The 14,767-nt window shown below is 53.3% G+C and carries 14 protein-coding genes; 9 read left to right on the forward strand and 5 right to left on the reverse strand.

Annotated features, from left to right (window positions below; all coding sequences use genetic code 11):
• Positions 1 to 227 precede the first annotated feature (227 nt).
• From nagE to Q7C21_RS19270, 3 genes are all read left to right on the forward strand, one after another.
• Positions 228 to 2,255, forward strand: a complete 2,028-nt coding sequence (nagE, locus tag Q7C21_RS19260; RefSeq protein ID WP_375151034.1) for an N-acetylglucosamine-specific PTS transporter subunit IIBC — start codon at positions 228 to 230, stop codon at positions 2,253 to 2,255.
• 152 nt (positions 2,256 to 2,407) lie between these two features.
• The gene (glnS, locus tag Q7C21_RS19265; RefSeq protein WP_008925009.1) at positions 2,408 to 4,075 is read left to right on the forward strand and encodes a glutamine--tRNA ligase; all 1,668 of its coding nucleotides are present in this window, start codon (positions 2,408 to 2,410) and stop codon (positions 4,073 to 4,075) included.
• Between the two features lie 234 nt (positions 4,076 to 4,309).
• Entirely contained in the window at positions 4,310 to 4,705 is a 396-nt protein-coding gene (locus Q7C21_RS19270) for a hypothetical protein (protein ID WP_003852803.1), read from the forward strand.
• Positions 4,706 to 4,769: 64 nt separating this feature from the next.
• Here Q7C21_RS19270 and fur read toward each other — a convergent pair whose 3' ends face one another.
• From fur to ybfF, 4 genes are all read right to left on the reverse strand, one after another.
• Positions 4,770 to 5,213, reverse strand: coding sequence for a ferric iron uptake transcriptional regulator (gene fur, locus Q7C21_RS19275; RefSeq protein ID WP_003852805.1), 444 nt, complete (start codon positions 5,211 to 5,213; stop codon positions 4,770 to 4,772).
• Positions 5,214 to 5,561: 348 nt separating this feature from the next.
• Complete coding sequence (gene fldA / locus Q7C21_RS19280; RefSeq protein ID WP_003852808.1) at positions 5,562 to 6,092, reverse strand: flavodoxin FldA; 531 nt, start codon at positions 6,090 to 6,092, stop codon at positions 5,562 to 5,564.
• A 132-nt stretch (positions 6,093 to 6,224) separates the two neighbouring features.
• Positions 6,225 to 6,500 carry a LexA regulated protein gene (ybfE, locus tag Q7C21_RS19285; RefSeq protein WP_003852811.1) on the reverse strand — a complete coding sequence of 92 codons (276 nt, stop codon included), beginning with the start codon at positions 6,498 to 6,500 and terminating at the stop codon, positions 6,225 to 6,227.
• Between the two features lie 168 nt (positions 6,501 to 6,668).
• The gene (gene ybfF, locus Q7C21_RS19290; RefSeq protein ID WP_375151035.1) at positions 6,669 to 7,433 is read right to left on the reverse strand and encodes an esterase; all 765 of its coding nucleotides are present in this window, start codon (positions 7,431 to 7,433) and stop codon (positions 6,669 to 6,671) included.
• 250 nt (positions 7,434 to 7,683) lie between these two features.
• On the opposite strand from ybfF, the gene seqA reads away from it, so the two are divergent.
• Positions 7,684 to 8,229, forward strand: a complete 546-nt coding sequence (gene seqA, locus Q7C21_RS19295) for a replication initiation negative regulator SeqA (protein WP_008925010.1) — start codon at positions 7,684 to 7,686, stop codon at positions 8,227 to 8,229.
• Positions 8,230 to 8,256: 27 nt separating this feature from the next.
• Positions 8,257 to 9,897, forward strand: coding sequence for a phosphoglucomutase (alpha-D-glucose-1,6-bisphosphate-dependent) (gene pgm, locus Q7C21_RS19300; RefSeq protein ID WP_008925011.1), 1,641 nt, complete (start codon positions 8,257 to 8,259; stop codon positions 9,895 to 9,897).
• Positions 9,898 to 10,171: 274 nt separating this feature from the next.
• Here pgm and kdpE read toward each other — a convergent pair whose 3' ends face one another.
• Positions 10,172 to 10,846: a two-component system response regulator KdpE gene (gene kdpE / locus Q7C21_RS19305; protein ID WP_003853190.1), complete on the reverse strand. Its 675-nt coding sequence runs from the start codon at positions 10,844 to 10,846 to the stop codon at positions 10,172 to 10,174.
• A gap of 256 nt (positions 10,847 to 11,102) precedes the next feature.
• Here kdpE and Q7C21_RS19310 point away from each other — a divergent pair, with 256 nt between their 5' ends.
• The 4 genes from Q7C21_RS19310 to Q7C21_RS19325 all read left to right on the forward strand — a co-directional run bounded on the left by Q7C21_RS19310 (position 11,103) and on the right by Q7C21_RS19325 (position 14,613).
• A complete protein-coding gene (locus Q7C21_RS19310; RefSeq protein WP_003853189.1) occupies positions 11,103 to 11,303 on the forward strand; it encodes a YbfA family protein in 201 nt (66 codons plus the stop codon).
• Positions 11,304 to 11,457: 154 nt separating this feature from the next.
• Positions 11,458 to 12,414: a YbgA family protein gene (locus tag Q7C21_RS19315; protein WP_375151036.1), complete on the forward strand. Its 957-nt coding sequence runs from the start codon at positions 11,458 to 11,460 to the stop codon at positions 12,412 to 12,414.
• Between the two features lie 12 nt (positions 12,415 to 12,426).
• Complete coding sequence (gene phrB / locus Q7C21_RS19320) at positions 12,427 to 13,851, forward strand: deoxyribodipyrimidine photo-lyase (protein ID WP_375151037.1); 1,425 nt, start codon at positions 12,427 to 12,429, stop codon at positions 13,849 to 13,851.
• A gap of 18 nt (positions 13,852 to 13,869) precedes the next feature.
• Complete coding sequence (locus Q7C21_RS19325) at positions 13,870 to 14,613, forward strand: type 2 GTP cyclohydrolase I (protein WP_003853180.1); 744 nt, start codon at positions 13,870 to 13,872, stop codon at positions 14,611 to 14,613.
• Positions 14,614 to 14,767 lie beyond the last annotated feature (154 nt).

Genomic DNA, 14,767 nt, shown 5'->3' on the forward strand with positions numbered 1-14,767 from the left:
AATATTTCGGATCATAAAATAAGTTTGCAGTCATTGCCAGATGTTGCCGTATGACACGATGTTTTTTAGTGATAAAAATCACATCTGGCAGGGTTTTAATTTGCGAAGCGAATTAATTTATTATTACACTTCGCTGCGTGATATGAAGTGTATTAACGATCTTTGCAGCTGACACAACAACATTAAGCAGCGCAAAGCGACAAGTCAGGCTCATAGGGGGAAGGGTTATGTTAGGTTACTTACAAAAGGTGGGGCGTGCACTGATGGTGCCGGTCGCTACCCTGCCAGCAGCAGCAATACTAATGGGGGTTGGCTACTGGATTGATCCAGACAGCTGGGGTGCAGGCAATGCGCTGGCTGCCTTACTGATCAAATCAGGTTCTGCCATCATTGAGCACATGTCAGTCCTGTTTGCGATTGGTATCGCCTATGGCATGTCAAAAGATAAAGATGGTGCGGCAGCCCTGACCGGCTTTGTCGGATTCCTGGTGGTCACCACGCTTTGCTCACCGGCCGCGGTGGCCATGATTCAGAAAATTCCTTTAGCTCAGGTACCTGCAGCGTTTGGCAAAATTGAGAATCAGTTTGTCGGTATTCTGGTCGGTATCCTGTCAGCAGAAGTCTATAACCGCTTCAGCCATGTTGAGCTGCCTAAAGCGCTCTCCTTCTTCAGCGGACGGCGGCTGGTGCCGATTCTGGTCTCGTTCCTGATGATCTTCGTCGCTTTTATCCTGATGTACATCTGGCCAGTGGTGTTTAACGGCCTGGTCAGCTTTGGTGAACACATCCAGAAGCTGGGCTCTGTCGGTGCCGGCATCTATGCCTTCTTCAACCGCCTGCTGATTCCGGTCGGTCTGCATCACGCGCTGAACTCCGTGTTCTGGTTTGACGTTGCAGGTATTAATGACATTCCTAAATTCCTTGGCGGTGCGCAGTCACTGGCTGACGGAACCGCAACCGTAGGGATTACCGGTCGTTATCAGGCGGGCTTTTTCCCGATTATGATGTTTGGTCTGCCGGGTGCAGCACTGGCTATCTACCACTGTGCGCGTCCAGAGAACCGCGTCAAAGTGGGGAGTATTATGCTGGCTGCTGCGTTTGCTGCCTTCTTTACGGGTATCACCGAACCGCTGGAATTCTCCTTTATGTTCGTGGCGCCGGTGCTCTATCTGATCCACGCCGTTCTGACCGGTCTCTCTGTCTTTATCGCTGCCAGTATGCACTGGATTGCCGGATTTGGTTTCAGCGCCGGGCTGGTGGATATGGTGCTGTCGACCCGTAATCCTCTCGCGACACACTGGTACATGCTGATTCCGCAGGGGCTGGTCTTCTTCGCTATCTACTATGTCGTGTTCCGCTTCACGATTAAAAAATTCAACCTGATGACGCCAGGCCGTGAGCTGGCGGTTGACGGTGATGAAAGTGATGGTTACGACGTCAACGTGGATAAAACCGACAATGGTGAAACGGCGACTGAATCACTGGCGCGCCGTTACATCGGTGCAGTGGGTGGTTCAGAGAACTTAACCAGCATCGATGCCTGTATCACCCGTCTGCGTCTTAATGTGAATGATTCCGCTCAGGTTAATGAAGGTGTGGCGAAGCGTCTTGGTGCGTCCGGCGTGATTCGTCTTAACAAACAGAGCGTGCAGATCATCGTGGGCACCCAGGCAGAAAGCATCGCCTCGGCCATGAAAAAAGTGCTGACCAAGGGTCCGGTTGCTGCAGCGACAGCCAGCAGCGCACCGGCTGAGCCGGCTGTGGCACCGCAGGCGGTGCTGAACAGTGAGAAGCGTGTCATCGCAACCCTGCTGGCACCAGTCAGCGGTGAAGTCGTGGCACTGGATGATGTGCCGGATGAAGCCTTCGCCAGCAAAGCGGTGGGTGACGGTCTGGCGATCAAACCCAGCGACAAATGGGTCGTGGCACCGATAGCGGGTACGCTGGTTAAAATCTTCAACACCAATCACGCCTTCTGTCTGGAAACGGACAATGGTGTAGAGATAGTGGTACACATGGGACTGGATACCGTGGAGCTGGAAGGTAAAGGCTTTACCCGTCTGGTTGACGAGGGGGCCACCGTGGTCGCTGGTCAGCGGGTGCTGGAGATGGACCTTGAATTCCTGAACGCGAACGCCCGCTCAATGGTGAGTCCGGTCGTGGTCAGTAACAGCGATGACTTCGCAGGGCTGACATTACTGGCTCGCGGCCAGGTGGTAGCCGGTGAAACCCCGCTATACGAAGTGAAAGGCTAATCCCCGCAACAGAACCCCACAGGCAGGAAGCGATTCCTGCCTTTTTTGTTTTAAAGGCTTAACAAACGGTTGTTTCCCTCAGACGCTTTGTGGATCATACTCCGTTACTTCGTGGTACAAATCACCCGTTATTCGTATTGAGGATTTTTGAGATGAGTGAGGCTGAAGCCCGCCCAACTAACTTTATTCGTCAGATCATTGACGAAGATTTGGCGAGCGGTAAGCACAGCAGCGTGCATACCCGTTTCCCGCCAGAGCCCAATGGCTATCTGCATATTGGTCATGCGAAATCGATCTGTCTGAATTTTGGCATCGCCCAGGATTATCAGGGGCAATGCAACCTGCGTTTCGACGATACCAATCCGGTTAAAGAGGATATGGAATTTGTTGAATCCATTAAGCGTGACGTCCAGTGGCTGGGTTTTGAGTGGAGCGGTGAGGTCTGTTACTCATCAAACTATTTTGATCAGCTCTACAATTATGCCATCGAGCTGATTTCTAAAGGTCTGGCTTACGTTGATGAACTCAGTCCGGATGAGATTCGCGAATATCGCGGCACCCTGAAAGAGCCTGGCAAAAACAGCCCTTATCGCGATCGCAGCGTGGAAGAGAACCTGGCGCTGTTTGAGAAAATGCGCAACGGTGAGTTTGCCGAAGGCAGCGCCTGTCTGCGTGCCAAAATCGACATGGCCTCTAGTTTCATCGTGATGCGTGATCCGGTGCTGTATCGCATCAAGTTCGCAGAACACCACCAGACGGGTAACAAGTGGTGCATCTATCCGATGTATGACTTTACCCACTGCATCTCCGATGCGCTGGAAGGCATCACGCACTCACTGTGTACGCTGGAGTTTCAGGACAACCGCCGTCTCTATGACTGGGTGCTGGATAACATCACCATTCCGGTTCATCCGCGCCAGTACGAGTTCTCGCGTCTGAATCTGGAGTATGCGGTGATGTCGAAACGCAAACTCACTCAGCTGGTGACCGAGAAGCACGTAGAAGGCTGGGACGATCCGCGCATGCTGACCGTTTCAGGTCTGCGTCGTCGCGGTTACACCGCAGCCTCTATCCGTGAGTTCTGCCGTCGTATTGGCGTGACCAAACAGGATAACATCGTGGAGATGGCCTCGCTGGAATCCTGTATTCGCGATGATCTTAACGAGAATGCACCACGTGCCATGGCGGTGCTCGATCCGCTAAAAGTGGTGATCGAAAACCTGCCAGCGGGTCACAGCGAAACCCTCACCATGCCCAATCATCCGGGTAAGCCGGAGATGGGCACGCGTGAAGTGCCGTTCAGCCGCGAGATCTGGATCGACCGTGCAGATTTCCGTGAAGAGGCGAACAAGCAATATAAACGTCTGGTGCTGGGCAAAGAAGTTCGCCTGCGCAACGCCTACGTGATTCGTGCTGAGCGAATTGCTAAAGATGAAGCGGGCAACATCACCTGCATCTATTGCACCAGCGATGTTGATACGCTGAGCAAAGATCCTGCTGATGGCCGTAAGGTCAAAGGCGTGATTCACTGGGTCTCTGCCGATCACGCGCAGCCTGCTGAGTTCCGTCTGTATGACCGCCTGTTCAGCGTGCCAAACCCGGGTGCGGCTGAGGACTTCCTGGCGGTAATCAACCCTGAGTCACTGGCGATTAAACAGGGCTTTGTGGAACCGAGCCTGCGCGATGTAGAACCGACCACACCGTTCCAGTTTGAACGTGAAGGTTATTTCTGCGCCGACAGCGTTTACTCTACGCCCTCGCAGTTGGTATTCAACCGTACCGTTGGTCTTCGTGATACCTGGACGAAAGCCGGCGAATAACGTGGTGAGGCTGACCTCATAAAATGACAAAAGGGCGATTTATCGCCCTTTTTTATTGTCCCTATTTCGACCATTACCGACGTTTGTTCTGAACTAACTGCAATCCATTAAATGCCATACTGTGAGAGAAATCTGAGTTTAAAAAAATTAATCAATTTCAGGATGTGAATTAGCAGCTTTCAGGTAGGCTATGCGCTCTCAGAGGTCGCACAGCGGGTTACAGAAGGAAAAAATATGACCGTTCTCGCCCAGGAAGCCAAACACAGTGTCGTCGTTTTACATCAGCTCATTGAACGTATTTTTAATAAGCCCGCCGGATCAGACGACAGTTTTGAGCTGCTGATGTCCTATTTTCATCCTGAATTCCGCATGGTGACCCCTAAAGGCAAAGAGTACAATCTGAACGAGGTCGAGGATCTTTTCCGGCAGTTGCAGGGGCAGCGGGAAGGGATGCGCATTGCCACCTGCGAACATGTGATCCTCTCTCATCATGATAAAGAGATCACCGTGCAGTATCGCGAAATGCAGATGATGAATGGCAATAACAATAGCCGCATCTCGCTGGCCATTCTCGATTGCAGTAGCTCTATTCCGCGCTGGCGTTATCTGCAGGAGACGCTGGTCGCCTGACTGACAGCAGACATCAGACGAAAAAAAACCGGTGAATTCACCGGTTTTTTTATTTCAGCTCGCGTTACTGGTCGTGCAGGGTTTCATTTTCCCGGCAATCGCCCAGTGTGCAGTGTCCGTAAAGATAGAGGCTGTGGTTAGTGAGCTTGATGCCGTGGCGGGTTGCGATTTCACGCTGACGCGTTTCGATAGACTCGTCGCTGAACTCAATAACCTTGCCGCAATCCAGGCAGATCAGGTGATCGTGATGATGCTGCTGCGTCAGTTCGAAGACCGATTTGCCGCCTTCGAAATTGTGGCGCGTCACAATACCCGCGTCATCGAACTGGTTAAGCACACGGTAAACGGTAGCCAGTCCAATCTCTTCGCCGATATCAATCAGGCGTTTATACAAATCTTCCGCACTGACGTGATGGCACTCAGGTTCCTGAAGCACTTCCAGAATTTTCAGTCTGGGCAGTGTCACTTTCAGGCCAGCCTTCTTTAATGCGGTGTTGTTGTCAGTCATGCGGATTTTGTCCTGTTACTAATATTCACTTTTGTGGCTTGTCGCCTTGAATGTCGATCTACACTCATTCTCATTTGCGTCTCATTATAGAACTGAAGCGATGAAATGAAAACCAGAGGGCGTGCCTGAATCATCATGGGCTGCTGGGGAGGCGTCACCGGGCCGGGGAGAATTCTGGCAGATGTCTGTTTGTACATCGCTTAGTCTTGCCGCGTGAGAAAATAAGCGGAAGATCGATGCGGGTATTCTACAGATTAAACGGAGAAAGTTAAAAAAATGTGGCTATTATTTCTATAGGAATTTCCATTACCTCAATGTGAGCTGGCGCTCACATTGAGTCAGACACCATCACGCTTCGATGATCTCTTTCAGTTGCAGTTCATCAAAAATCTGCTTAACCCACTGATCAACTCGCTGGTTAGTCAGTTCAGGCTGACGATCTTCGTCGATAGCCAGACCCAGGAAGTGGGTATCATCCGCCAGACCTTTTGAGGCTTCGAAATGGTAGCCCTCAGTTGGCCAGTGTCCGACAATCACGGCACCGTGTGGCTCAATAATGTCGCGGATAGTGCCCATCGCATCACAGAAGTACTCTGCGTAATCTTCCTGATCGCCGCAGCCAAACAACGCCACCAGCTTGCCATTAAAGTCGATCTCTTCCAGCGTCGGGAAGAAGTCATCCCAGTCACACTGTGCTTCACCGTAGTACCAGGTTGGAATACCCAGCAGCAGGATATCAAATGCTTCCAGATCTTCTTTTGTGCTTTTCGCGATGTCATGCACTTCTGCAACGTCTGAACCCAGCTGTTTCTGGATCATTTTTGCAATGTTTTCGGTATTACCGGTATCGCTGCCAAAGAAGATGCCTACGAGTGCCATGAGTAAAATAACCTCTTAAATCCTGATGATGAGATGTGTGCCGCAGCACATTTCAGCGAATAATAGCAGACGAGAGAAAACCGGTGAACGGTTAAAGCCCCGACATTTGCTCCTGCGTGCGATTTGCCCGCATCAATCCAGTTTGAGCTGCGCCAGCAGCATCTGTTCAATCAGTTCGCTGCGGCTGAGATTACGCTGTTCTGCCAGCGTATTAAGTGCATCGACGGCTTCACTGTTCATTTTCAGTTCGACACGACGAAGTCCGCGTCCTTTGTCACGTTTAAGCTGGTTGCGCTTGTTGATGCGCAGCTGTTCATCACGCGAAAGCGGACTGGTTTTGGGTCGACCGGGGCGGCGCTCATCAGCAAAGAGATCGAGCGTCGTGCGGTCAGTCTGTTCTTTTGCCATGGCTTAGTAAAACTGAATGGGGGCGGGCGCCAGACACTCACCGCGCAGATTATAAATTATTGGCCATTGCCGCAGCAAAACTGACCAGCGGCAAAATTTTAGCGCGCCATCATACTTCACGCGTACTCCCGACGCCAACCCTAAACTTTTACCGCCATCTATTTGCTTTTAAAGCGCAAAAAAACGACGAATGCTGCGCAAAACGGCATCAGGTTTCTCTGCATGAACCCAGTGCCCGGCGCCGCCAGTGACATGTGCCTGAGCCGCCGGAAACTGTTGAAGTAACACGTCGCGGTAGCGGTTATCCAGATAGTTTGAGTCGCCGCCACGAATAAACAACGCGGGATGATCCCAGGCAGGAACCGGCTGCCAGCCAGAAATCGTGGTGTAGTTATCCCACAGTACCGGCACATTGAAGCGCCACTCACCCTCCTGAAATGACTTCAGCAGAAACTGGATAACCCCTTCTTCATCAATCAGCGTGCGCATAATGCGGGCTGCCTCGCTGCGGGATGAAACGCCCGCATCAGTGACGGCACGAATACCGGCAAAAATCTCATCGTGGCGGCGGGTCTGGTAGTCCACCGGTGCGATATCGATCATCACCAGTCGCTCAATGCGATCCGGCACCAGCGCGCTCATGGTCATCGCGATTTTACCGCCCATCGAGTGACCGATAACCGCGACGCGTTCGATGCCCTGTGCATCCAGCGTGTCGACCATATCCTGCGCCATTACAGCGTAGTTCATCTCGTCGGATCGTGGCGAAAGACCGTGGTTACGGACATCAACCTGCAGCAGGGGACCGGCATCTTTCAGCCCGCGCGCCAGCACACCAAGGTTATCCAGGCTGCCAAACAGACCATGGATAAGGAGGATGGGCAGGGAATCAGGAGGGGATTGTTCAGTTTGCAGACGGGCGTTCAAAATCATAGCAAAGTTCTTAAGTTTGAGACCTGAGCTTAGGTTATCATGGTTTCACCTTTTCAGGTGCGCCGGTTCCGGTGGCATTAGGACATATTCTGACTTTTGCCCGTAAACCGTTTGATTGCTAACAACCCGCCTGAATTTAACTTTATAATCCTGATGTTAGAACCCACACACCTTTTGAATTGCCTGACTATACTCAGTGCTTTTCAGGAAACAGGTGGTTCTGTCATGAGAAAGAACCGTACGGAATAAGATGAAAACGATTGAAGTTGACGAAGAGCTCTACCGTTATATTGCCAGCCATACGCAACACATTGGTGAAAGCGCATCCGACATTCTGCGTCGTATGCTGAAATTCACGGCCGGTCAGACTGCACCTGCTTCGCCTGCTCAGCCAGCGTCAAAAGAGGCAGCGAAAGAGTCCCAGGCCTCTGTGGGTTCCCGCCCGCAGGATCGTGTTCGCGCGGTGCGTGAGCTGCTGCTTTCCGATGAATATGCGGAGCAGAAGCGGGCGGTGAATCGCTTTATGCTTATTTTGTCAACGCTCTATCGTCTTGATACCGCAGCCTTTGCTGAGGCTACTGCATCGCTGCAGGGGCGTACCCGCGTCTATTTTGCAGGCGATGAGCATACGCTGTTGCAGAATGGCACCCATACTAAGCCGAAGCATGTGCCCGGCACGCCGTACTGGGTGATCACCAACACCAATACTGGTCGTAAATGCAGCATGGTTGAACACATCATGCTCTCGATGCAGTTCCCTGCGGAACTGACCGAGAAAGTTTGCGGCACCATTTAAAAACTTAAGCGTCAGGGAGCAGCGCCAATGGCCAATCACCCACGTGCCGGGCAACCCGCCCAGCAGAGCGATTTGATTAACGTTGCACAATTAACGTCACAATATTATGTCCTGCAGCCCGATGTGGCGAACCCGGAACATGCGGTGAAATTTGGCACCTCTGGCCATCGCGGCAGTGCAGGGCGCCAGAGCTTCAACGAGATGCACATTCTGGCCATCGCTCAGGCAATTGCCGAAGAGCGTAAAAAGAACGGCATCACCGGACCTTGCTACGTCGGTAAAGATACTCATGCGCTGTCAGAACCGGCGATTCTGTCTGTTCTGGAAGTCCTGGCGGCGAACGGCGTTGATGTGATTGTTCAGCAGGATAATGGCTATACGCCAACCCCTGCGATTTCCAACGCCATTCTTGAGCACAATAAAGCGGGTGGCCCGCTGGCAGATGGTATCGTCATCACACCTTCGCACAACCCACCGGAAGATGGCGGCATTAAGTACAATCCACCTAACGGTGGACCGGCGGATACCAACGTCACTAAAGTGGTGGAAGATCGCGCTAATCAGCTGATCAAAGATGGGCTGAAAGAGGTGAAACGTCTGCCACTTGAACAGGCTATGGCGAGCGGTCACGTGGTCGAGAAAGATCTGATCCAGCCTTACGTTGAAGGTCTGGCAGAGATTATCGATTTCCCGGCAATTCAGAAAGCTGGCCTGAAGCTGGGTGTTGATCCACTGGGCGGTTCAGGTATTGCTTACTGGCAGCGTATTGCTGAGCATTACAAGCTGGATCTGACGCTGGTAAACGATGCAGTCGATCAGACCTTCCGCTTTATGCATCTGGATAAAGATGGCGTTGTGCGCATGGACTGTTCGTCCGAAAGCGCAATGGCAGGCCTGCTGGCTTACCGCGACAAGTTCGATCTGGCGTTCGGCAACGATCCCGATTATGACCGTCACGGCATCGTGACCCCGGCGGGTCTGATGAATCCAAACCACTATCTGGCGGTTGCGATCAACTATCTGTTCCAGCATCGTCCACAGTGGGGCCAGGATGTTGCCGTGGGTAAAACCCTGGTGTCCAGCGCCATGATTGACCGTGTGGTCAACGACATTGGTCGCAAGCTGGTGGAAGTGCCGGTTGGTTTCAAATGGTTTGTTGATGGTCTGTATGACGGCAGCTTCGGTTTCGGCGGTGAAGAGAGCGCGGGCGCTTCATTCCTGCGTTTCGACGGCACGCCGTGGTCAACGGACAAAGATGGCATCATCATGTGTCTGCTGGCGGCTGAAATTACAGCGGTGACCGGTAAAAATCCGCAGCAGCATTATGATGAACTGGCTGCGCGTTTTGGCGCACCAAGCTACAACCGTCTGCAGGCATCCGCCACTTCAGCGCAGAAAGCTGCACTGTCGAAGCTGTCACCAGAGATGGTGAGCGCGGATACGCTGGCGGGTGATCCTATCACCGCGCGTCTGACGGCGGCACCAGGTAACGGTGCCTCAATCGGCGGTCTGAAAGTGATGACGGAGAATGGCTGGTTTGCTGCCCGTCCTTCAGGCACCGAAGATGCCTACAAAATCTACTGTGAAAGCTTCCTGGGCGCAGAACATCGCGAGCAGATTGAGAAAGAAGCCGTAGAGATTGTCAGTGAAGTGCTGAAAAACGCCTGATAAGTCAGGATGAGAAAAGGCGCCTCTGGCGCCTTTTAGATTGCTGACAAATTCTACCCCGGTTAGTTGCGGGATCGTGCCAGCACAGGAAACAGGGTCAGATCGGAAAGACGCAAAAGCCGTCATCCATGACACGCTCGGCCCACGCCATCCATGGCGTGGGACGCTTTCCTCCTCTGACCCTGTTCCCTGTGCCTCGGGTTTATCCGTTGCGGTCAGATTCAGTATGATTTGAGTTTGTTTGCAGTCATGAAAGGCGCCTCTGGCGCCTTTTTTATGGCATAAAACGGTAGCCGATCCCGGTTTCGGTCAGCAGATGGGCAGGTTGTGTCGGATTCGCTTCCAGCTTCTGGCGCAGATGGCCCATATAGATGCGCAAATAGTGGCTGTGCTCCACGGCATTGGGTCCCCACACCTGGCTCAGCAGCTGTCGCTGTGTCAGCACCTTTCCTGCGTTATTCAGCAGAATACTCAACAGCCGAAATTCTATTGGAGTGAGGTGAATCTCATTGCCGCCGCGCTGCACCCGCCGTGCGGCGAAATCGACACTGACGTCGGCAAAGTGAACTCTGGCATCAGGTTGCTGGCCACTATGACGACGCAGCGCAACCCGGACGCGCGCCAGCAGTTCGCCAATACCAAAAGGTTTGGTCAGATAGTCATCCGCGCCTGCATCCAGTGCGGCGATTTTATCCTGCTCATCGCTGCGCGCTGACAATACAATTACCGGGATGGCGCTCCACTGGCGCAGGTCACGGATAAAATCGGTGCCATCCCCATCTGGCAGGCCAAGATCGAGGATCACTAAATCGGGCTTACGGGTTGCCGCTTCAATCAGTCCGCGCTGCAGCGTATCGGCATCAAACACCTTAAGATCTTCATTTTCCAGCGCCAGCCGGACAAAGCGACGGATCTCTTTTTCATCTTCAACGATCAAAACCGTGGTCACGCAATACCTGCCTTGGATAGGGGCCGAACTACCATTTTATCAATATTACAGGCTGCCGTCCGTGAGCTTCACCTTCCGGGCGTTTAAACCCTCATGTAACCAGACGATAACTTATCTGTAACTTAATTACAGGCTGATTCTTAAACCGTGTAAATAGCGGCAAATAAGTGGTCAGATGAGTAGTAAAATTACACAACCTGGCGTAAAGTCAGACACAGATCACATTCAAACACTTTTGCTTACCGGGAGGAGAACCATGTATCAGGCTTATCCACGTTACAAAATTATCGCGCGTCGTACGCTGGTGGTTTTTCTCGGCGTGCTGGCGCTTCCTGTCATGCTGTTTCGACAGGACCGGGCACGTTTCTACAGTTACCTGCACCGTGTCTGGTGCAAGACCAGCGCAAAGCCGGTCTGGCTGGCGCAGTCTGAAGCCGGTGGCGGCGCGTTCTGGTAAGTCGTACTGCCACAAAACAGGCCTGGTCAATTGACCGGGCTTTTTTTTGCGTTTTTTCTGAGTATAAGCAGATCTGAACCGCGTTTTCCTCCTTTATTCCTGACCATTTTGCGCTACACTTAAACCTCTACAAGATTTCTGAGGTTGTACAAGTATGAGCAAAAAAATCCCCGTTGGAATCAGTGCATGCCTGCTCGGCGACCGCGTCAGATTTGATGGTGGGCACAAGCGTCTTACTTTTGCGACCGACGATCTTACCCCGTTTGTGCGTTTTGAACCGATCTGTCCGGAAATGGCGATCGGTTTGCCAACGCCGCGCCCGGCATTACGCCTGGTAAAGCAGGGCGACGATGAGCTGCATCTCTGCTTCAGCAAAGATGGTGGAGAAGAGGTCACCACGCAGATGCGTGACTGGTCTGCCGAGCGGGTAAAATCGCTGCATCATCTCTGCGGCTATATTCTGTGCGCCAAGTCCCCCAGCTGCGGCATGGAGCGTGTGCGGGTCTATGAGCCTGACAACAATAACAACCGCAAAGTGGGCACTGGTATTTTTGCTGAATTCCTGCAGCGCGAAATGCCCTGGCTGCCGCTGGAGGAAGATGGTCGTCTGCACGATCCCGCTCTGCGTGAGAACTTTATTGGTCGTATCTGCGCGCTGCACGAGTTCAATCAGATTTGGGAAAATGGCCTGACCCGTCAGGCTTTAATCGCCTTTCACAGCCGCTACAAACTGATGATGCTGGCACATTCGCAGGAGAAGTATCGCGAACTGGGACCGTTTGTCGCCTCAATGAGCCAGTGGGAGTCGCTCGACGCCTTTGCCTTCGAGTACCGCAATCGTATGATGGAACTGATGTCACGCCCCGCCTCACGTCGCAATCACACCAATGTACTGATGCATGTGCAGGGCTACTTCCGCACCCATCTGAGCTCACCGCAGCGCCAGGAGCTGGCAACCCTGATTGACCGCTATCGTCAGGGCACACAACCCTTGCTGGTGCCGATCACCATTCTTAAGCACTACATGGCCGAATACCCGCATCCGTGGCTGGCACAGCAACGTTATTTTGATCCCTATCCCGAAGCCTTGTGCTTACGCTACGGACAGTAATTCAGGAGGAGTATGACCACCCATCTGGTCTGGTTGCGTAACGATTTACGCATCAACGACAACCTGGCGCTGCACGCCGCCTGCCGCGACAGCGATGCAAAAGTGATTGCGCTCTACCTCTCCACGCCAGAACAGTGGCAGCAGCATGACATGTCCCCAAAACAGGCGGCGTTTATTCACGCCAGTCTGCTGGAAGTCCAGAGCGCCCTGGCTGAGCGGGGCATTCCACTTCACTATCAGGCCTGTCATGCCTTCAGCGACAGTATTGATGCGCTGGCAGAATTCTGCGAAAAGCAAAAGGTCGATCAGCTTTTCTACAACTATCAGTATGAGGTCAACGAGCGCCAGCGCGATGCCCGGGCTGAAAAGCGTCTTGATGATGCGGGCGTCATTTGTCAGGGTTTTGATGACAGCCTGTTGCTGCCGCCCGGCAGCGTGCAGAGCGGCGACCGCTCGATGTATAAGGTTTTTACGCCGTTTAGCAAAGCGTTTGTCCGCCGTTTGCAACAGAGTCTGCCGGAGTGCGTGCCAGCGCCGAAACCGCGTGAAGGCTCGCCGCTGAAAGTCACCCCGATTCCTGCTTTTGACTACCCGACCGAGGCTTTTGATGAGGACTTGTTCCCGGCAGGCGAAGCAGCTGCGCTGAAACGTTTACGTCATTTCGCCACTAAACCGGTTATCGATTATCCTGCGAAGCGTGACCTGCCGGCGCTGGATGCCACCAGCCGTCTGTCGGTTTATCTGGCGACCGGCGTGCTGTCACCCCGCCAATGCCTGCATCGTGTGTTGCATGAGCACCCCGATGCACTGGACAACAGCCGCGCATTTACCTGGCTGAACGAGCTGATCTGGCGTGAGTTCTACCGCCATCTGCTGGTTGCCTACCCGGAGCTGTGTCGGCATCAGCCGTTTATCGACTGGACGCGTAACGTTGAATGGCAGCGTAACGACGCACACTTTGACGCCTGGAAAGCGGGTAGAACGGGTTACCCGATTGTCGATGCGGCGATGCGTCAGATGAAGGCGCTGGGCTGGATGCACAACCGCTTAAGAATGATCACAGCCAGTTTCCTGGTCAAAGATCTGCTGATCGACTGGCGTGAAGGCGAACGCTATTTTATGCAGCAACTGATCGATGGCGATCTGGCCGCGAACAACGGCGGCTGGCAGTGGGCAGCATCGACGGGCACTGACGCGGCTCCCTATTTTCGCATCTTTAATCCGACGACACAGGGCGAGCGCTTCGACGAGAAGGGGGATTTTATCCGCCACTATCTGCCGGAACTGGCCGACGTCCCTGACAGCGACATTCACCAGCCCCACGTCTGGGCGGAGAAGCATCACAAGAAACTCGATTATCCGGCACCGATCGTGGATCATAAGGCCGCCCGTAAAAAGACATTAGATGCCTTTGAGCGCGCCAAAAGCGCTGCCTGAGGCCTCGAAGGAGCCTGAATGAACCATTACGAATTAGAGACGCTGATCAATCAGCACCTCGACAGCCACAGCTTCAGTGACTACGCCCCCAACGGTTTACAGGTTGAGGGACGCAGCGAGGTCAAAACGATTATCACCGGCGTGACGGCCTGTCAGGCACTGCTGGACGAGGCGGTGGCACGTCAGGCCGATGCGATTATTGTCCATCATGGCTATTTCTGGAAAAGTGAACCGGCCGCGATTAAAGGTATGAAGCGTCGTCGTCTGCGCACTCTGCTGGCTAATGATATTAATCTCTATGGCTGGCACCTGCCGCTCGACGCGCATCCTGAACTGGGCAACAACGCCCAGCTGGCAAACTTGCTGGATATTGAAATAAAGGGTGAAGTGATGCCGCTGGTGTTCTGGGGTGAGCTGGCTGAGCCGATCTCCGGTGAGCAGCTGGCACGTCGAATCGGTGACCGACTGGGACGTGAACCGCTGCATTGCGGCGACAACGCGCCCGCGCTGATTCGTCGTATCGCCTGGTGCAGCGGGGGTGGCCAGGGCTTTATCGACCAGGCCGCTGCCGCAGGCGTCGATGCTTATATCACTGGAGAAGTCTCTGAACAGACCATTCACAGCGCACGTGAGCAGGGGCTGCACTTCTTTGCTGCAGGCCATCACGCTACCGAGCGCGGCGGCGTAAAAGCGCTGGGCGAGTGGCTGGCGCAGCACCACGAGCTTGATGTGACTTTCATTGATATTCCCAATCCTGCCTGATCCCCTTCCCAGGTCCTGTGCGCATGCGCAGGACCTAAATCTATTGACACTTTCCTGTCACTTTCGCATAACTATTTGCTTTATGTAGATAAGCCATCGGCTGATTCGGGCATCCGGCACGGTCAGCCGGTCGCGATCTCAACTGAGCGGGAGG

It is taken from the genome of Pantoea sp. ANP04 (genome assembly GCF_041982285.1).
GTDB classification, from domain to species: domain Bacteria; phylum Pseudomonadota; class Gammaproteobacteria; order Enterobacterales; family Enterobacteriaceae; genus Pantoea; species Pantoea eucalypti.

Coding starts and splice junctions, on each gene's coding strand:
- nagE (WP_375151034.1), top strand. CDS start 228: ATGTTAGGTTACTTACAAAAGGTGGGGCGTGCACTGATGGTGCCGGTC.
- glnS (WP_008925009.1), top strand. CDS start 2,408: ATGAGTGAGGCTGAAGCCCGCCCAACTAACTTTATTCGTCAGATCATT.
- Q7C21_RS19270 (WP_003852803.1), top strand. CDS start 4,310: ATGACCGTTCTCGCCCAGGAAGCCAAACACAGTGTCGTCGTTTTACAT.
- fur (WP_003852805.1), bottom strand. CDS start 5,213: ATGACTGACAACAACACCGCATTAAAGAAGGCTGGCCTGAAAGTGACA.
- fldA (WP_003852808.1), bottom strand. CDS start 6,092: ATGGCACTCGTAGGCATCTTCTTTGGCAGCGATACCGGTAATACCGAA.
- ybfE (WP_003852811.1), bottom strand. CDS start 6,500: ATGGCAAAAGAACAGACTGACCGCACGACGCTCGATCTCTTTGCTGAT.
- ybfF (WP_375151035.1), bottom strand. CDS start 7,433: ATGATTTTGAACGCCCGTCTGCAAACTGAACAATCCCCTCCTGATTCC.
- seqA (WP_008925010.1), top strand. CDS start 7,684: ATGAAAACGATTGAAGTTGACGAAGAGCTCTACCGTTATATTGCCAGC.
- pgm (WP_008925011.1), top strand. CDS start 8,257: ATGGCCAATCACCCACGTGCCGGGCAACCCGCCCAGCAGAGCGATTTG.
- Q7C21_RS19310 (WP_003853189.1), top strand. CDS start 11,103: ATGTATCAGGCTTATCCACGTTACAAAATTATCGCGCGTCGTACGCTG.
- Q7C21_RS19315 (WP_375151036.1), top strand. CDS start 11,458: ATGAGCAAAAAAATCCCCGTTGGAATCAGTGCATGCCTGCTCGGCGAC.
- phrB (WP_375151037.1), top strand. CDS start 12,427: ATGACCACCCATCTGGTCTGGTTGCGTAACGATTTACGCATCAACGAC.
- Q7C21_RS19325 (WP_003853180.1), top strand. CDS start 13,870: ATGAACCATTACGAATTAGAGACGCTGATCAATCAGCACCTCGACAGC.